Raw genomic sequence first — 13274 nt, 5'->3', positions numbered from 1 at the left:
GACATTGAAGCCGGGCCCAGACTGCGGCACCCGACCCCTTGAATATGGGGGCAGCGGCGCAAGCCCGCAAGTGGTGGATTGCCCAAGAAAACTTAAAGCCTGATGTAGAGATTTTCCGCCGATTTCAGGCGAATCACTGTATCCTAACGCCAAGCCATAAAGACTGGATTCGATCCTGCCATGAATGCCTCCTCCGAGATGAACTTTGAAGACATGCTGCGCGTGAAGCTGGAAGTGCTGCGGCGCGAGCATCGCGATCTGGATGAGGCGGTTTATGCGCTGGAAACCGCAGGCCGTCTTGATGTGCTGACGCTGCGGCGGCTGAAAAAGCAGAAATTGCAGATGAAGGACCAGATCGTGCGGATTGAAGATCTGCTGATCCCGAATATCATCGCCTGATCTGCCACGCCCTCGGCTAAAACCGACGCCCGCGTTGCCAGATCGCTGGCTTTTCCTTGCCTCCCCCGCCTGCATTGCTATGAAGCGCTTGCAAACAGCCGGAGGCGCCAATGTCTGTTGATGTCGGGATCATCATGGGAAGCCAGTCTGACTGGCCGACGATGAAAGAAGCGGCCCTTGTGCTGGATCAGCTTGGCATTTCGTATGAGACGAAAATCGTCTCGGCTCACCGCACCCCCGACCGGCTTTGGGCCTATGGTAAAGCAGCGGCCGGTCGTTTGCAGGTGATCATCGCAGGCGCGGGTGGGGCTGCACATTTGCCCGGTATGATGGCCTCGAAAACCCGCGTGCCGGTGATCGGCGTGCCGGTGCAGACCAAGGCTTTGTCGGGCGTCGATAGCCTGTATTCCATCGTGCAGATGCCGAAGGGCTACCCGGTTGCCACCATGGCCATCGGTGCCGCTGGTGCCGCCAATGCGGGCCTGCTGGCAGCCGGGATTCTGGCGCTGCATGATCCGGCTTTGGCCGCACGGCTGGATGCATGGCGCGAGGCCCTGTCGGCCTCGATCCCAGAGGAGCCGAAGGATGAATAACCTACCCCTCGGCGCGACAATCGGTATTCTGGGCGGCGGTCAGTTGGGCCGGATGCTGTCGGTTGCGGCCTCGCGCCTCGGCTATAAGACCCACATCTTTGAACCCAGCCAGAACCCGCCCGCCGCCGATGTCGCACATACCGTCACCAGCGCCAGCTATGACGACATCGCCGCGTTGCAAAAATTCGCGGCCTCGGTCGATGTGATCACCTATGAGTTCGAGAACATCCCCACCGCCGCCCTTGACGCCTTAGAGGCCCTGCGCCCGATCCGCCCCAATCGCCGCGCCCTTGCGATCAGTCAGGATCGTATCCTAGAGAAAGACTTCCTCACCAGCCTCGGCCTGACCTGTGCCCCCTACGCTGCCGTGCAGACCCTGCCCGATCTGGAGGCCGCGATTGAAAAGATTGGTGTGCCTGCGATCTTGAAAACCACCCGGCTCGGCTATGACGGCAAGGGACAGGCGCGGATCAAGACCGCCTCGGATGCGGCCGAGGCGCATGCCAGCATGGCGGGGGCGGCTTGCGTGCTCGAAGGCTTCATCGACTTCAGCCACGAGGTTTCGGTGATCGCGGCGCGGGGGTTGGATGGCTCGGTTGCCTGCTACGATCCGGGCGAGAACGTGCATAAGGATGGCATCTTGGCCACCACCACCCTGCCCGCCAAATTGTCAGCCTCGATGCGGTCGGATGCTATCTTGCTGGCGGCGCGGATATTGAACGCGCTGGAGTATGTCGGCGTGATGGGGGTGGAGTTGTTTGTCACCCCAACCGGATTGATCGTGAATGAGGTAGCCCCTCGGGTCCACAATTCGGGGCATTGGACGCAGAATGGCTGTGCTGTCGATCAGTTTGAGCAGCATATCCGGGCCGTGGCGGGGCTGCCGCTGGGTGATGGCGGGCGACATTCGGATGTGGTGATGGAGAACCTGATCGGTGACGATATGGATCGGTTGCCGGATCTTCTGAAAGAAAACGACTGCGCGGTGCATCTGTATGGCAAGGCCGAGGCAAGGCCGGGGCGGAAGATGGGGCATGTCAATCGGGTGATCCGAAAGGCCTAGTGTCCACGCGTGGACACAGCCGTCACTAGAGAGAAATCAAGGACTTAACAGGGTGTCATTCACACTTTGTTAAGCTTTGAGTATGGCTCAGGAACACACCACTGCGATCACCATAAACTTGCAGGTCGGCTTTTTCTTCACCGGCGCTACAACAGCGGGTTTTTTCTTGGTTGTGGTGGCCGCGGCTTTTTTGGTGGTTGATTTCTTCGTGGTGGCTTTCGGCGTGGTCTTCGTGGCCGATTTCACCGCCACGGCAGGCTTGTTGCAGGTCTTCTCCGGCTCGGCCAAAAGCGCGCGATAGACCGCTTCGCTCGGCTCCATCTCGCCGGGGGCGACCTTTTTCGCGTCATAATACGCCGCCATCGCGCGACGCGAGCCGTTGCCCCAATCGCCATCCACCGGCATGCCATAGCAGCCGATGCGGTCGAGTTCGGTCTGCACGCCCAAAGCCAAATTCTCGGGCAAAGGCGCATTCAGGCTGCGGGTGTCACTTTCCAAAGACGCCAGCTGATCATCGCCCACGCCTTGACCAATCACTGCAATGCCACCCGGAGGCGCAAGCGCTGTGTTCTGGTCCGCCACCACCTCAAACTCAGGCAGCACTTCTTCGGCGACAGGTGCAACCTCCACCGGCGGCACGAAGAAGAACTGCTCGCGCAGCGAGGATTGCTCCCACGGGGTTTGCTTGCCACCTGTGGCGGTTTCCACGTCATTGCGCACCGCGATCATTAGATCGGAAATATTCTGCCCCGGCTTGGCGATATGGGCGAGCAATGCGGCGGTAAACGGGCTGTTCACAGCACCTTCGGTTTTGTCCCAAGCCACCTGCCCCGGCGCTGTCGCAAAGGCCACAAAGGTGCCTGCGCCACCGTCAAACTGCGCCAAACCGCCCGCCTCGGCAACCGCGCGCACCGCTTCTGGCAAAGGATTATCCCGGCAGGCATCGACGAACAGCAAAAGCTGATTGGTTTTGCCTTTCAGGGCCTTGGCAATGTCATCCAGCCGCCAAGTCTCGGTATCCAACGCCTTGGCATCGGCCAGCCGTGCATTGACCGGCACCAGATGGTTGACGCCGTCTTTCTGAAATGCATGGCCCGCATAGAAGAACAAAACCGTATCGGCTTCATCGACCTGTGCTGCAAAAGTGCCCAGCACCGCCTGAAACACCGCAGGGCCAACATCGGTGAGCAAAGTCACCTCAAACCCCAGATTGCGCAGCGCGTTTGACACACCTTGGGCATCTTCAACGGGCGTATTCAGCCCCGGCAGCACCGTGTAGGCCTGATTGCCGACCACCAACGCCAGTTTGCGGCCCGCAGCTTCCGCAGCCGCTGGCAGCAGCGCCAGCGCCAAGATGCCAAACAGGCAAAGCCGCAGAAAATGCGAGAGTCGATCAAACATCAGCACAACCATTCTTCAAATGTGCTTGTAGTTTAGCCGAGAACCCGCTTTTCGCAAAGTCTTCTGTTGGGCAGGCACGGTGTGGATTTCCCGTCCCCCAGAGCGGTTTGCGGTGATGTTTACTCAGCATGCGCGCCCAGACCTGCGCGCATGGCGATGCGTTTGGGTCAGATAAACCACAAACCGCTTTAAGCCTCGGGTGAGTCTGTATCAATGCCGCCGCTGAGTTGCAGATTGCGCGCATCGCGGGCCAAGGATTCATAGCGGATGCGGAAGGCTTCCAGCGCCTTTTCGTCCAACTCTTCCAGATCGAGCAAGGCGTTATGCGCGCCGTTGGTGGCGCGGATCAGCTCATCCAGTTTCAGCTGAATGGCTTGGGTGTCGCGGTTCTGGGTATTCTGGATCAGGAACACCATCAGAAAGGTGATGATCGTGGTGCCGGTGTTGATCACCAGCTGCCACGTGTCGGAATAGCCGAACAACGGTCCGGTGATGATCCAGACGGCAATCACCCCGCAGGCCAGCATGAAGGTGCTGGGCCGTCCGCAGAACCGCGACACTGCCTTTGCAAGCCCGGCATATCCCAGCTTCGCCATCGGTTATTCCTTGTTGAAAGCGATGCGCAGCGCATCGGTGTAGCTGAGGTTATGATCAAAGCGCCCGGTGTCCAGAAAGATCAGGGTTTCGGCGATCACAACCGGGTTCAGCATCATGAACGTGTGGGTTACGGGCAGTTCGATCTGATCACTCATCCCCGCGAGATGGGTGCTGGCGACCGAAACCTTGCCATCATCGGGGCCGGGAATCACCACCGAGGTGATCGGGTTCAAGGATTGCGTGCCCGCGATCACGCCCACGGGGTAATCCGGCTTTGGCAGCTCTTGCGGCACAGCGCCGGGGTCGGTGCCAAGTTGCAAGCCAGCGGGGCCGTTCATCCACTCAAACGCGCCGATCTCACCGAACGTATCGACCAGTTCTGAGCCGTGATTGGGTGGCCCGAGCATGACAACGCGGCCCATTTGGTCGGGCTTGTGGCTGGCCAGCCAGTAGCGCGCAAGGATGCCGCCCATCGAATGGGTGACAAAATCGACCTTCGCACCTTGGGGGCATTGGGCGACGCGGCTGCCTACTCCGGCGGCGAGTTCGGCAATCGGGGCTGCGGTGGAGGGATAGCTTTCGTTGATCACAAGGTGGCCCTTGGCCTCCAATGCGGCCTGCATCGCGACCAATGAGGTTTCGGTGCGTGCAAGGCCGTGCAACAGGACAACACAATCGGCCAGAGCGGGGTCATTCTGTCCAAACGCCGCTAATAGGATAAAAACCATCGCTTTTCTCATGCAGGCATTAAAGCGCATCTTATGTGCAGGGCAAGCGGGGTTTGCGGCTTGTGTCCGCGCGGGTGGCTGGTAGAAATTGCGTGTCCGGGTCGTTCCGGGCATTCTCAGGGCGGGGTGAAAATCCCCACCGGCGGTATAGCCCGCGAGCGCCCTTGGCTTTGGCCTTGGGGTCAGCAGATCCGGTGTAACTCCGGGGCCGACGGTATAGTCCGGATGCAAGAGAATGCGCGCAGCCTCAACCGTTTTGCGGGGGGTGTTGGCGTGTCATGTCCCCCTGATTGATGTTGGTCTTGAAGGAGGACAGACATGAATCAGACGAATATTCCGCTGAAGGGCGCTGCCTTTATGGTGTTGGCGGGGATGGCCTTTGCGGCGGCCAATGCGATCACCTGGACCGTCACCTATAAGATGGGCTTCAAGCCGCAATCGGATGCGTTCTGGCAATATGCCATCGCGACGCTGTTCTCGTTGCCGTTCATTTGGCGACAGGGGCTGGCGAGTATGAAAACTGGACATCCCTGGCTGCATGGCTTGCGGATCGTGTTGTCGGTGCTGGGGGTGCAGGCATTCACCCAAGCGTTTGCTGCTGGCATGGCGCCCTGGCATGTGGTGGCCTTGGTGATGACCTCACCGTTTTTCGTAATGATCGGGGCGGCTTTGTTGCTGCGTGAGCGGGTGGCGGCAAACCGCTGGCTGGCGGCGTTGATCGGCTTTAGCGGTGCGATGATCCTGTTGCGACCATGGGAGGGCGCGTTGACCCTCGCCACGCTCTATCCCGTTGCCGCCGCGATCTGCTGGGGCGGGGCGTCGCTGATCACCAAGCGGCTGACCGCGACCGAGCCGCAAACCGCGATCACCCTATGGCTTTTGCTGTTGCTGACGCCGATCAATGGGTTGTTCTCGCTGCACGCAGGGTTTGAAATTCCAACCGGCAGCATCCTCGCGCTGCTGATCCTTGGCGGCGCGGTGATGTATGCCGCCCAGCATTTCCTGACCTTGGCTTACGCTGCCGCCGATGCGGGGTTTGTGCAACCGTTTGACGATCTGAAGCTGTTCTCCAACATCGCGGTCAGCTGGCTGGTGTTGGATTTCGCGCCGGAAGGTGCCTATTGGTTGGGCGTCGCCCTCATCCTTGCGGGCTCGATGTATCTGCTGTGGTCGGAACGGCAGGGGCAAAACCATCCCATTGCGGTATAGGCCCTTGACCTTGCGGCACGGGGGCTTCAGCCTAACGCCATGTCCAAACGCCCCACCCGCCTCGCCACCCGCGCGCTGATCTTGCATGAGGATCGGCTGCTCTTGGTCAACGCCTATCCCGGCGCGCGCTCTGATCTGTGGTGCGCGCCGGGCGGCGGCGTGGAATCCGGCACCTCGCTGCCCACCAATCTTGCCCGCGAAGTGCATGAAGAAACCGGACTTTCTGTCATCGTCGGCGCGCCTGCGCTGATCAATGAATTCCACGATCCGGTGTCAGGCTTTCATCAGGTCGATATCTTCTTCCGCTGCACCATCACCGCAGGCGCGATCAACGCCAGTTGGCGCGACCCCGAAGGCGTCGTCACCCAGCGGCGGTTTTTCAGCCGGGCTGAATTGGAATCAGGCCGCATCCGCTTCAAACCCGACAGCTTGATTGCCACCACATGGGGCGAGGGCATCCTCTATGACCCGCTGGAAGTCATCGTCAGATGAGCCGCTTGCATGAGTAGGGCTTTCGTCAAAGAAGGCGATGGCGACCTCGACCCCCTCCCCGATCTGCCGCTGTCGCCACATCCAAACTACGTCACCCCGCGCGGCCTTACCGCTTTGCAATCGCGCCTGCGCGATTTGCAAACCACACTCGCCACCTTGAAATCCCGTTCCGAGCGCCTCGATAAACTCCCCGAAGCCGCCGCCGAGCGTGACATCCGCTACATCGAGGCCCGCCTGCGCACAGCTCTCTTGATTGACCCCACCACCCTGCCCCTCACCGAAGTCGCTTTCGGCTTGGCCGTCACCGTTGCAGACCACAACGGCCAGCAGACCACCTACGAGATCACCGGAGAGGATGAAGCTGACGCCCCGCTGCACCGCATCGCGCCACAATCGCCACTCGCCCGCGCGTTGATCGGCGCACAGGTGGGGGATGAGGTCATATGGCGCAAACCCTCCGGTGCCGTCACTTTGGAAGTCCTGAGAATAAGCCATGCTGATCCGTAAGTTAGACCCAAGCCGCGACCTCGCCATCCTCACCACACTGCAAACCGAGGCGCAAGATTACTGGCTGCTCGCCGACGGCCATTGCGACCCCGCGCAAAAGGCCGCCGCGTTTTTCACCGACACACCCCCGAACTGCGACCCAGCCCACAGTCATCGGCTTGGACTGTTCGATGACGGCCAACTCAGCGGAATAGCCGAACTGTCTTTCGGCTTCCCCAACCCCGGCGATGCCTATCTCGGCCTGATGCTGCTCGCCCCACGCCTGCGTGGCAGCGGTTCCGGGCCAGTCTTGCTGGCCGAGACTGAATCCCGCGCCCGCGCCGCCGGATCGCCAATCCTCTATCTCGCCGTGTTAGAGGCCAACCCGCGCGGCCGCGCGTTCTGGCACCGCATGGGCTTCGCCCCCACGGGCGTCACCGGACATAACCCAGACACCGGCCACATTATGCACCGCTTGGCGAAACCTTTGGGCGCTTAACTCAGCGCATAGCTGAAATGCCCGGTCCGCCAGCCATGATCGCTGGAGAACCGCGCCGCAAGTTTGGTCAGCCCGGCGATGAGGCCAAGCGGCCCCAACACCAGTGCCGCGGCCTTCAGCCCGCCGGGTTCGTTCAATCTGGCAACTTGCGTTAAAATAACCCCCGGCAGCGCGGTGATCAAAACATCCAGCCCAAGATTCATCCAGACCAGCGTCTCGGGATCATACTCATCCGCCGTGATCATGATGGCATTGAACGCCCCGAACAGCAGCACGATGCTCATGCCTTTCACCACATAGGCGTTGGTTTTTGCCTGTTTTGCAGGATCGGCTATGTCAAAATCTTTCAGGATTGGAATGGCGAAGTCTGGGCACAACACAGGCATTTTGGCAAAAGAAAAGGCGCGGCACCGCGCCCCTGCGCCCTCCATCCAGAGCGCCCTATACCGTCACCGCATCCCAGCCGCCCGTGGCAAGCGCCCACCGCGCGTAAGCGCTAAAAGATCTTGCGGCGGCACGCCGCGCGATCAGATCATGCCTGTAACGACGGGCGGCGGCGAGGCCTTGACCAACCGCGTCACAACCCCGGAAAAGCCGCTGGATAGATCAGCCGGTCGGTCGGCACATCATCTCCCGGCCGCGCGATCAGGGTGTATTCCAACGGGTATTCCGAGATCAAAGCTGCCGCCCGCGCCTGCGAAAACCCGGCGCGCACGTAGAACGACGGCTTGCCGACCACGACCAAAGTGCTGGGAAAGTCCTTATCAGCCCATTTCGGGGAGGCCTTTACCCGCACCAGTTCCGGTAGCCAAGCCATCAAACGCGAACCTAAACGATACTGCCCCGTCAGGGCAGGCATCGGCGCAAGCGCGCCATCTTGCCATTCGGGCCGCACCGCCACCGGGGCCACGCAGCCCCAGCCTGCGGGGGCGGTCATCCGACTGATCGCGACATAAGCGCCGATTTTCTCCTGCCAATGCGAAACAAATTCCACCCACATCACGCCATCGCTGCGCAGCTTCATCACCAGATCGGCTTCGTCCCCGGTCGGAAACGCCGCACGCAGCAGCGCGTCGACTTCCGCTTGCTCCTCCGCCCGCATCTCTCTGACAGTATCCGGTCCGATCACCACAGCGGTCTCCAAAAGAAAAAGGGCGCCCCAACCGGAGCGCCCTTTCCCTAACATGCCTGAATGGCTGATTAAATCATGCAAGCATGATTACATCATGCCGTCCATGCCGCCCATGCCGCCCATGCCGCCGCCCATGCCGCCGCCAGCGCCTTTAGGCTCCGGACGATCAGCAATCATAGCTTCGGTGGTGATCAGCAGCGATGCAACCGAAGCTGCATCTTCCAGCGCGGTGCGCACGACTTTCGCCGGGTCGATCACGCCGAATGCGAACATGTCGCCATATTCTTCGGTCTGCGCGTTGAAACCGAACGCAAGGTCGGTCGACTCGCGGACTTTGCCAGCCACAACAGCGCCATCAACACCGGCGTTCTGTGCGATCTGACGCAGCGGAGCCTCCAATGCTTTACGGACGATGTTGATGCCGTTGGTCTGGTCCGGGTTTGCCCCAACCAAGCCTTCGAGCACTTTGCCAGCTTGGATCAAAGCCACACCACCGCCAACAACGATGCCTTCTTGCACGGCCGCACGGGTCGCGTTCAAAGCGTCGTCAACGCGGTCTTTGCGCTCTTTGACTTCGATTTCGGTCATGCCGCCAACTTTGATGACAGCAACGCCGCCAGCCAGTTTCGCCACACGCTCTTGCAGTTTTTCGCGGTCATAGTCCGAAGTGGTTTCTTCGATCTGGGTGCGGATCTGCGAAACGCGGGCTTCGATCTCGGCCTTGACGCCAGCGCCATCAATGATGGTGGTGTTGTCTTTGGTGATCGAGACTTTCTTGGCTTTGCCGAGCATGTCGATGGTCACCGACTCCAGCTTCATGCCCAGATCTTCCGAGATCACCTGACCACCGGTCAGAACGGCGATGTCTTGCAGCATGGCTTTACGACGGTCGCCGAAGCCCGGAGCTTTCACAGCCGCGATTTTCAGACCGCCGCGCAGCTTGTTGACCACGAGGGTCGCAAGCGCTTCGCCTTCAACATCTTCCGAGATGATCAACAGCGGGCGCTGCGATTGGATCACGGCTTCCAGCAACGGAACCATCGGCTGCAACGACGAGAGTTTTTTCTCGTGCAGCAGGATCAGCACGTCTTCCAGATCGACAATCATCTTGTCAGCATTGGTGACGAAGTAGGGCGACAGATAGCCACGGTCGAACTGCATGCCTTCGACAACGGTGGTTTCGGTTTCCAGACCCTTGTTTTCTTCAACAGTGATCACGCCTTCGTTGCCGACTTTCTGCATCGCGTCAGCAATTTGACGACCGATTTCAGCTTCGCCGTTGGCCGAGATGGTGCCCACTTGTGCAACTTCTGCGGTGTCTTTGACCGGACGAGCAGCCGCTTTGATCGCCGCGACAACCTTGGTGGTCGCCATGTCGATGCCGCGCTTCAGATCCATCGGGTTCATGCCAGCAGCAACTGCTTTCATGCCTTCTTTGATGATCGCTTGTGCCAGAACGGTTGCGGTGGTGGTGCCGTCGCCAGCCTCATCATTGGTGCGGGAAGCGACTTCCTTCACCATTTGCGCGCCCATGTTCTCGAACTTGTCCGCCAGTTCGATTTCTTTGGCAACCGTCACACCGTCTTTGGTGATGCGCGGAGCGCCGAAGGATTTGTCGATCACAACGTTACGGCCTTTCGGGCCAAGCGTTACTTTGACAGCGTCAGCCAGAATGTTCACGCCGCGCAGCATGCGGTCGCGGGCATCGGACTCAAAACGTACGTCTTTTGCAGCCATGGTGCAAACTCCTCTAATCGGTTGGATTGGAAAGCGGGCTCAGGGCGAAGGCCCGAGCCCTATGCCTTAGGAAATGATCCCGAGGATATCGCTTTCTTTCATGATCAGCAGATCTTCGCCGTCAAGTTTCACTTCGGTGCCCGACCATTTGCCGAACAGGATCTTGTCGCCGGCTTTAACCGACGGTGCGATCAGCTCGCCACTGTCCTTGCGTGCGCCCGGACCTGCCGAGACGATTTCGCCTTCAGCGGGTTTTTCTTTGGCGCTATCTGGAATGATAAGGCCGCCCTTGGTTTTGTCTTCGCCTTCGATACGACGGACCAATACGCGGTCATGCAGCGGTGTGAATGCCATCTGGTTACACTCCCTTGAGTTTCCAGGTTTGAATAAGATTAGCACTCGTATTCCCTGAGTGCTAACGACGCTTGAGTTAGGCCCTCTGCCCCTTACAGTCAACACCCGCTTGCGCAAATTTTTTGCGACAGGTGAACAGATCGGCAGCTAACTTCCGCCTTGGCTGCATGGTTCGGGCTTGGCCTTGCAGCTGCAAAATGCAACCCTTGTCCTACCTCCAAAAGCAGGACGCCATGCGCCAAATTTTATCTATAGTCATGGCCCTGTTGGCCTTTACCGCCCCCGCCTTGGCCGAGTGCAAGGGTCAAAACCTGATCACAGCCCTCACGCCTGAGGCGCAAACCGCCCTGCGTGCCGAGGCCGCAAAACAGCCCTTCGCCGTCGGCAATTTATGGCTGGCGACCAAAGGGGCCGAGGAAATCACCCTCGTTGGCACCTATCACTTCGACGACCCGCGCCATGCTTCTGCGCTGGCCGCGCTTGCGCCCGCATTGGCCAAGGCCAAGGTCTTGCTGGTGGAGGCTGGCCCGAAAGAGCAGGAATCGCTGAAAGCCCGCATGGCCGACGACCCATCCTTGATCGTCAATACCGATGGCCCCACCCTGCCCGAAGTGCTCTCGCCCGAAGACTGGCAACATCTGCGCGATGCGGCTTCGGCGCGCGGTGTGCCCAGTTTCATGATCGCGAAATTCCGCCCGTGGTATGTCTCGGTCCTCTTGGCGATGCCCCCGTGCAGCATGGACCTCGCCGCGATGCCCGAGGGCTTAGACTCGCAACTGATCGCAGCCGCCACCGCGCAAGGCCTGCCCGTTGAGGCGTTGGAGCCCTACGACACGCTGTTTTCGATTTTCGGCGATATGTCGCAACCCGAGCAACTCGACATGATCACCTCAGCCCTCGCGCTGGAAGACAAATCCGCCGATATGGCCGTCACCCTCGCCGACGCCTATTTCGCCGAAGAAGGACGGCTGATCTGGGAGTTTTCCAAGCTGCAAACCCTGCAAATGCCCGGTTTCGCCCCCGAACGGGTCGAGCGTGAATTTGCAGTGATGGAAAAGCTGATGATGAACGACCGCAACCAGTCTTGGATCCCGGTGATCGAAGCCGCAGCCGCGAAAGGTCCGGTGCTGGCGGCTTTCGGCGCGCTGCATCTCTCGGGCGATCAGGGCGTGTTAAAGCTGTTGCAGGATGACGGCTACACGATCACCCGGCTACCGCTTACTCCATAAAGGTTTGTTATGAAACGATTGCTGATGCTTGTGGTTGTCGTAACCCTCGCCGCTCTCGGCACCGGCGGCTATCGCTATTATGCTTGGGTCAACAACACCACAGGTGCGCCTGATCCGTTTGATGAGGTGGGCATCGAGTTGCATCAGATGATGCCGGGTTTCGTGCAGGACTGGGGCTGCACCCGGTTGAAGGTCCATTTCGGCGATAAAACCCTGCCGCCCTATGGCTGCCAGTCGGAAATTGATCCGGGCAAGTGGCAGTAACCTACCCTGCGTTTGCGGGGGGCCGCGACCTTGCGACCCCGTGACAATCCGCCCCCCTGCCCCTATAAGCCGGGCAAAATCCAATCGCGAAGGTTTGCCCCATGACCACTCTCGTTTTCGGCCACAAATCCCCCGACACCGATGCCACAATGTCGGCGATCATCTGGGCTTGGTATCTGACCCATGTCAAAGGCGGCGATGCCGAGCCACGCCTGCTGGGGACGCCGAACACCGAAGCCGCCTTCGTGCTGAAACACTGGGGCTTTGCGCAGCCTGAAATCATCCAAGATGTCGCCCCCGGTCAGCAAGTTGTGATCGTTGACACCAACAATCCGGCTGAACTGCCACCCTCGATCAACGAGGCCACCATCATGGCGATCATCGACCATCACATGCTGGTGGGCGGTTTGAAGTCCAAAACCCCGATTAATGTGGTGATGCGGCCCTTAGCCTGCACGGCCACTGTGATGCACGATATTATGGGCGCCGATCTGGCGAAATGCCCGCGTGAAATCAAGGGCGCGATGCTGTCCTGCATCCTATCCGACACACTGGAATTCCGCTCGCCCACCACCACCGACCATGACCGCGCCGTGGCTGAGGCTTTGGCGGCTGATCTGGGCGTTTCGATCCCAGAACTGGCGGCCGCGATGTTCGCCGCGAAATCCGATGTGTCGGCGTTTTCCGATGCGGCTTTGCTGCGGATGGACAGCAAGGAATACAATGTCGCCGGGCGCGAGCTGCGGATTTCGGTGCTGGAAACCACCTCACCCGCAACTGTGCTGGCCCGCAAGGCGGCGCTGATGGCCGCGATGCCCGGTGTCGCCGCCGAGGATGGGGCTGAGCAAGTGCTGCTGTTTGTCATCGACATTCTGCGCGAAGAAGCCACATTGCTGGTGCCGAATGATCTGGTGAAGGCGCTGGCTGAGGCTTCCTTTGGCGTGATCGTGACGGGCGATACCGTGCTGATCCCCGGCCTGATGAGCCGCAAAAAGCAGATCATCCCGGCACTAAAGCTTTAAGTCGCAGCAATTTCCAAAGGGGCCGGAGCCGCTCCGGCCCTTTTGCGTTTGTGTTCAAGGTAGGCACAG

General features: G+C 59.9%; 17 protein-coding genes and 1 riboswitch. Of the genes, 10 read left to right on the top strand and 7 right to left on the bottom strand.

The genetic code is table 11. From position 1 onward, the window contains the following. Positions 1-180: 180 nt before the first annotated feature. The 3 genes from AKV04_RS13895 to AKV04_RS13885 all read left to right on the top strand — a co-directional run bounded on the left by AKV04_RS13895 (position 181) and on the right by AKV04_RS13885 (position 2055). The gene (locus AKV04_RS13895; RefSeq protein ID WP_054007006.1) at positions 181-399 is read left to right on the top strand and encodes a YdcH family protein; all 219 of its coding nucleotides are present in this window, start codon (positions 181-183) and stop codon (positions 397-399) included. Positions 400-509: 110 nt separating this feature from the next. Then, positions 510-992 carry a 5-(carboxyamino)imidazole ribonucleotide mutase gene (purE, locus tag AKV04_RS13890; protein ID WP_054007005.1) on the top strand — a complete coding sequence of 161 codons (483 nt, stop codon included), beginning with the start codon at positions 510-512 and terminating at the stop codon, positions 990-992. After that, positions 985-2055 (top strand): 5-(carboxyamino)imidazole ribonucleotide synthase, encoded by a 1071-nt coding sequence (locus tag AKV04_RS13885; protein WP_054007004.1) that lies wholly within the window; start codon positions 985-987, stop codon positions 2053-2055. Before purE ends, AKV04_RS13885 begins: the two co-directional genes overlap by 8 nt. An 87-nt stretch (positions 2056-2142) precedes the next feature. On the opposite strand, the gene AKV04_RS13880 is transcribed toward AKV04_RS13885, so the two are convergent. The 3 genes from AKV04_RS13880 to AKV04_RS13870 all read right to left on the bottom strand — a co-directional run bounded on the left by AKV04_RS13880 (position 2143) and on the right by AKV04_RS13870 (position 4781). Further along, positions 2143-3456: a caspase family protein gene (locus AKV04_RS13880; RefSeq protein ID WP_162232879.1), complete on the bottom strand. Its 1314-nt coding sequence runs from the start codon at positions 3454-3456 to the stop codon at positions 2143-2145. A gap of 188 nt (positions 3457-3644) precedes the next feature. Next, a complete protein-coding gene (locus AKV04_RS13875; RefSeq protein ID WP_054007002.1) occupies positions 3645-4052 on the bottom strand; it encodes a low affinity iron permease family protein in 408 nt (135 codons plus the stop codon). Positions 4053-4055: 3 nt separating this feature from the next. Then, entirely contained in the window at positions 4056-4781 is a 726-nt protein-coding gene (locus tag AKV04_RS13870; RefSeq protein ID WP_082351649.1) for an esterase/lipase family protein, read from the bottom strand. 108 nt (positions 4782-4889) lie between these two features. Further along, positions 4890-5022: riboswitch (FMN riboswitch) on the top strand. A 77-nt stretch (positions 5023-5099) separates the two neighbouring features. Between AKV04_RS13870 and AKV04_RS13865 the strand changes: the two genes are divergently transcribed. From AKV04_RS13865 to AKV04_RS13850, 4 genes are read left to right on the top strand one after another with little or no spacing between them, the layout of a single operon-like run. Continuing rightward, positions 5100-5990 carry a DMT family transporter gene (locus AKV04_RS13865; protein WP_054007001.1) on the top strand — a complete coding sequence of 297 codons (891 nt, stop codon included), beginning with the start codon at positions 5100-5102 and terminating at the stop codon, positions 5988-5990. 39 nt (positions 5991-6029) lie between these two features. Next, positions 6030-6482: an NUDIX domain-containing protein gene (locus AKV04_RS13860; RefSeq protein ID WP_054007000.1), complete on the top strand. Its 453-nt coding sequence runs from the start codon at positions 6030-6032 to the stop codon at positions 6480-6482. Between the two features lie 9 nt (positions 6483-6491). Continuing rightward, the gene (locus AKV04_RS13855; RefSeq protein WP_054006999.1) at positions 6492-6989 is read left to right on the top strand and encodes a GreA/GreB family elongation factor; all 498 of its coding nucleotides are present in this window, start codon (positions 6492-6494) and stop codon (positions 6987-6989) included. Further along, positions 6976-7467: a GNAT family N-acetyltransferase gene (locus tag AKV04_RS13850; RefSeq protein WP_054006998.1), complete on the top strand. Its 492-nt coding sequence runs from the start codon at positions 6976-6978 to the stop codon at positions 7465-7467. The genes AKV04_RS13855 and AKV04_RS13850 overlap by 14 nt, the downstream gene beginning before the upstream one ends. On the opposite strand, the gene AKV04_RS13845 is transcribed toward AKV04_RS13850, so the two are convergent. From AKV04_RS13845 to AKV04_RS13830, 4 genes are all read right to left on the bottom strand, one after another. Then, a complete protein-coding gene (locus AKV04_RS13845; RefSeq protein ID WP_162232878.1) occupies positions 7464-7751 on the bottom strand; it encodes a hypothetical protein in 288 nt (95 codons plus the stop codon). The two genes, AKV04_RS13850 and AKV04_RS13845, sit on opposite strands and share 4 nt — an antisense overlap. A gap of 293 nt (positions 7752-8044) precedes the next feature. Next, the gene (locus tag AKV04_RS13840) at positions 8045-8599 is read right to left on the bottom strand and encodes a GNAT family N-acetyltransferase (protein WP_235815643.1); all 555 of its coding nucleotides are present in this window, start codon (positions 8597-8599) and stop codon (positions 8045-8047) included. Between the two features lie 87 nt (positions 8600-8686). Further along, positions 8687-10336 (bottom strand): chaperonin GroEL, encoded by a 1650-nt coding sequence (gene groL, locus AKV04_RS13835; protein WP_054006995.1) that lies wholly within the window; start codon positions 10334-10336, stop codon positions 8687-8689. A gap of 66 nt (positions 10337-10402) precedes the next feature. Beyond that, a complete protein-coding gene (locus AKV04_RS13830; RefSeq protein WP_054006994.1) occupies positions 10403-10690 on the bottom strand; it encodes a co-chaperone GroES in 288 nt (95 codons plus the stop codon). 233 nt (positions 10691-10923) lie between these two features. Here AKV04_RS13830 and AKV04_RS13825 point away from each other — a divergent pair, with 233 nt between their 5' ends. From AKV04_RS13825 to AKV04_RS13815, 3 genes are all read left to right on the top strand, one after another. After that, positions 10924-11919 carry a TraB/GumN family protein gene (locus AKV04_RS13825; RefSeq protein WP_054007180.1) on the top strand — a complete coding sequence of 332 codons (996 nt, stop codon included), beginning with the start codon at positions 10924-10926 and terminating at the stop codon, positions 11917-11919. 9 nt (positions 11920-11928) lie between these two features. Continuing rightward, positions 11929-12183, top strand: a complete 255-nt coding sequence (locus AKV04_RS13820) for a hypothetical protein (RefSeq protein ID WP_054006993.1) — start codon at positions 11929-11931, stop codon at positions 12181-12183. A 101-nt stretch (positions 12184-12284) separates the two neighbouring features. Continuing rightward, positions 12285-13205, top strand: a complete 921-nt coding sequence (locus tag AKV04_RS13815; RefSeq protein ID WP_054006992.1) for a manganese-dependent inorganic pyrophosphatase — start codon at positions 12285-12287, stop codon at positions 13203-13205. Positions 13206-13274 lie beyond the last annotated feature (69 nt).

The organism is Cypionkella psychrotolerans (genome assembly GCF_001294535.1).
GTDB lineage: Bacteria > Pseudomonadota > Alphaproteobacteria > Rhodobacterales > Rhodobacteraceae > Cypionkella > Cypionkella psychrotolerans.
The sequence above is the reverse complement of the archived record's forward strand: the minus strand, read 5'-3'. Positions and strand labels throughout refer to the sequence as shown.

What these genes read in the sequence shown, in the direction of transcription:
- groL (WP_054006995.1), bottom strand. Translation starts at nt 10,336, where the DNA reads ATGGCTGCAAAAGACGTACGTTTTGAGTCCGATGCCCGCGACCGCATG.
- AKV04_RS13870 (WP_082351649.1), bottom strand. Translation starts at nt 4,781, where the DNA reads ATGGTTTTTATCCTATTAGCGGCGTTTGGACAGAATGACCCCGCTCTG.
- AKV04_RS13895 (WP_054007006.1), top strand. Translation starts at nt 181, where the DNA reads ATGAATGCCTCCTCCGAGATGAACTTTGAAGACATGCTGCGCGTGAAG.
- AKV04_RS13880 (WP_162232879.1), bottom strand. Translation starts at nt 3,456, where the DNA reads ATGTTTGATCGACTCTCGCATTTTCTGCGGCTTTGCCTGTTTGGCATC.
- AKV04_RS13875 (WP_054007002.1), bottom strand. Translation starts at nt 4,052, where the DNA reads ATGGCGAAGCTGGGATATGCCGGGCTTGCAAAGGCAGTGTCGCGGTTC.
- AKV04_RS13885 (WP_054007004.1), top strand. Translation starts at nt 985, where the DNA reads ATGAATAACCTACCCCTCGGCGCGACAATCGGTATTCTGGGCGGCGGT.
- AKV04_RS13830 (WP_054006994.1), bottom strand. Translation starts at nt 10,690, where the DNA reads ATGGCATTCACACCGCTGCATGACCGCGTATTGGTCCGTCGTATCGAA.
- purE (WP_054007005.1), top strand. Translation starts at nt 510, where the DNA reads ATGTCTGTTGATGTCGGGATCATCATGGGAAGCCAGTCTGACTGGCCG.
- AKV04_RS13820 (WP_054006993.1), top strand. Translation starts at nt 11,929, where the DNA reads ATGAAACGATTGCTGATGCTTGTGGTTGTCGTAACCCTCGCCGCTCTC.
- AKV04_RS13865 (WP_054007001.1), top strand. Translation starts at nt 5,100, where the DNA reads ATGAATCAGACGAATATTCCGCTGAAGGGCGCTGCCTTTATGGTGTTG.
- AKV04_RS13845 (WP_162232878.1), bottom strand. Translation starts at nt 7,751, where the DNA reads ATGAGCATCGTGCTGCTGTTCGGGGCGTTCAATGCCATCATGATCACG.
- AKV04_RS13860 (WP_054007000.1), top strand. Translation starts at nt 6,030, where the DNA reads ATGTCCAAACGCCCCACCCGCCTCGCCACCCGCGCGCTGATCTTGCAT.
- AKV04_RS13850 (WP_054006998.1), top strand. Translation starts at nt 6,976, where the DNA reads ATGCTGATCCGTAAGTTAGACCCAAGCCGCGACCTCGCCATCCTCACC.
- AKV04_RS13825 (WP_054007180.1), top strand. Translation starts at nt 10,924, where the DNA reads ATGCGCCAAATTTTATCTATAGTCATGGCCCTGTTGGCCTTTACCGCC.
- AKV04_RS13855 (WP_054006999.1), top strand. Translation starts at nt 6,492, where the DNA reads ATGAGTAGGGCTTTCGTCAAAGAAGGCGATGGCGACCTCGACCCCCTC.
- AKV04_RS13815 (WP_054006992.1), top strand. Translation starts at nt 12,285, where the DNA reads ATGACCACTCTCGTTTTCGGCCACAAATCCCCCGACACCGATGCCACA.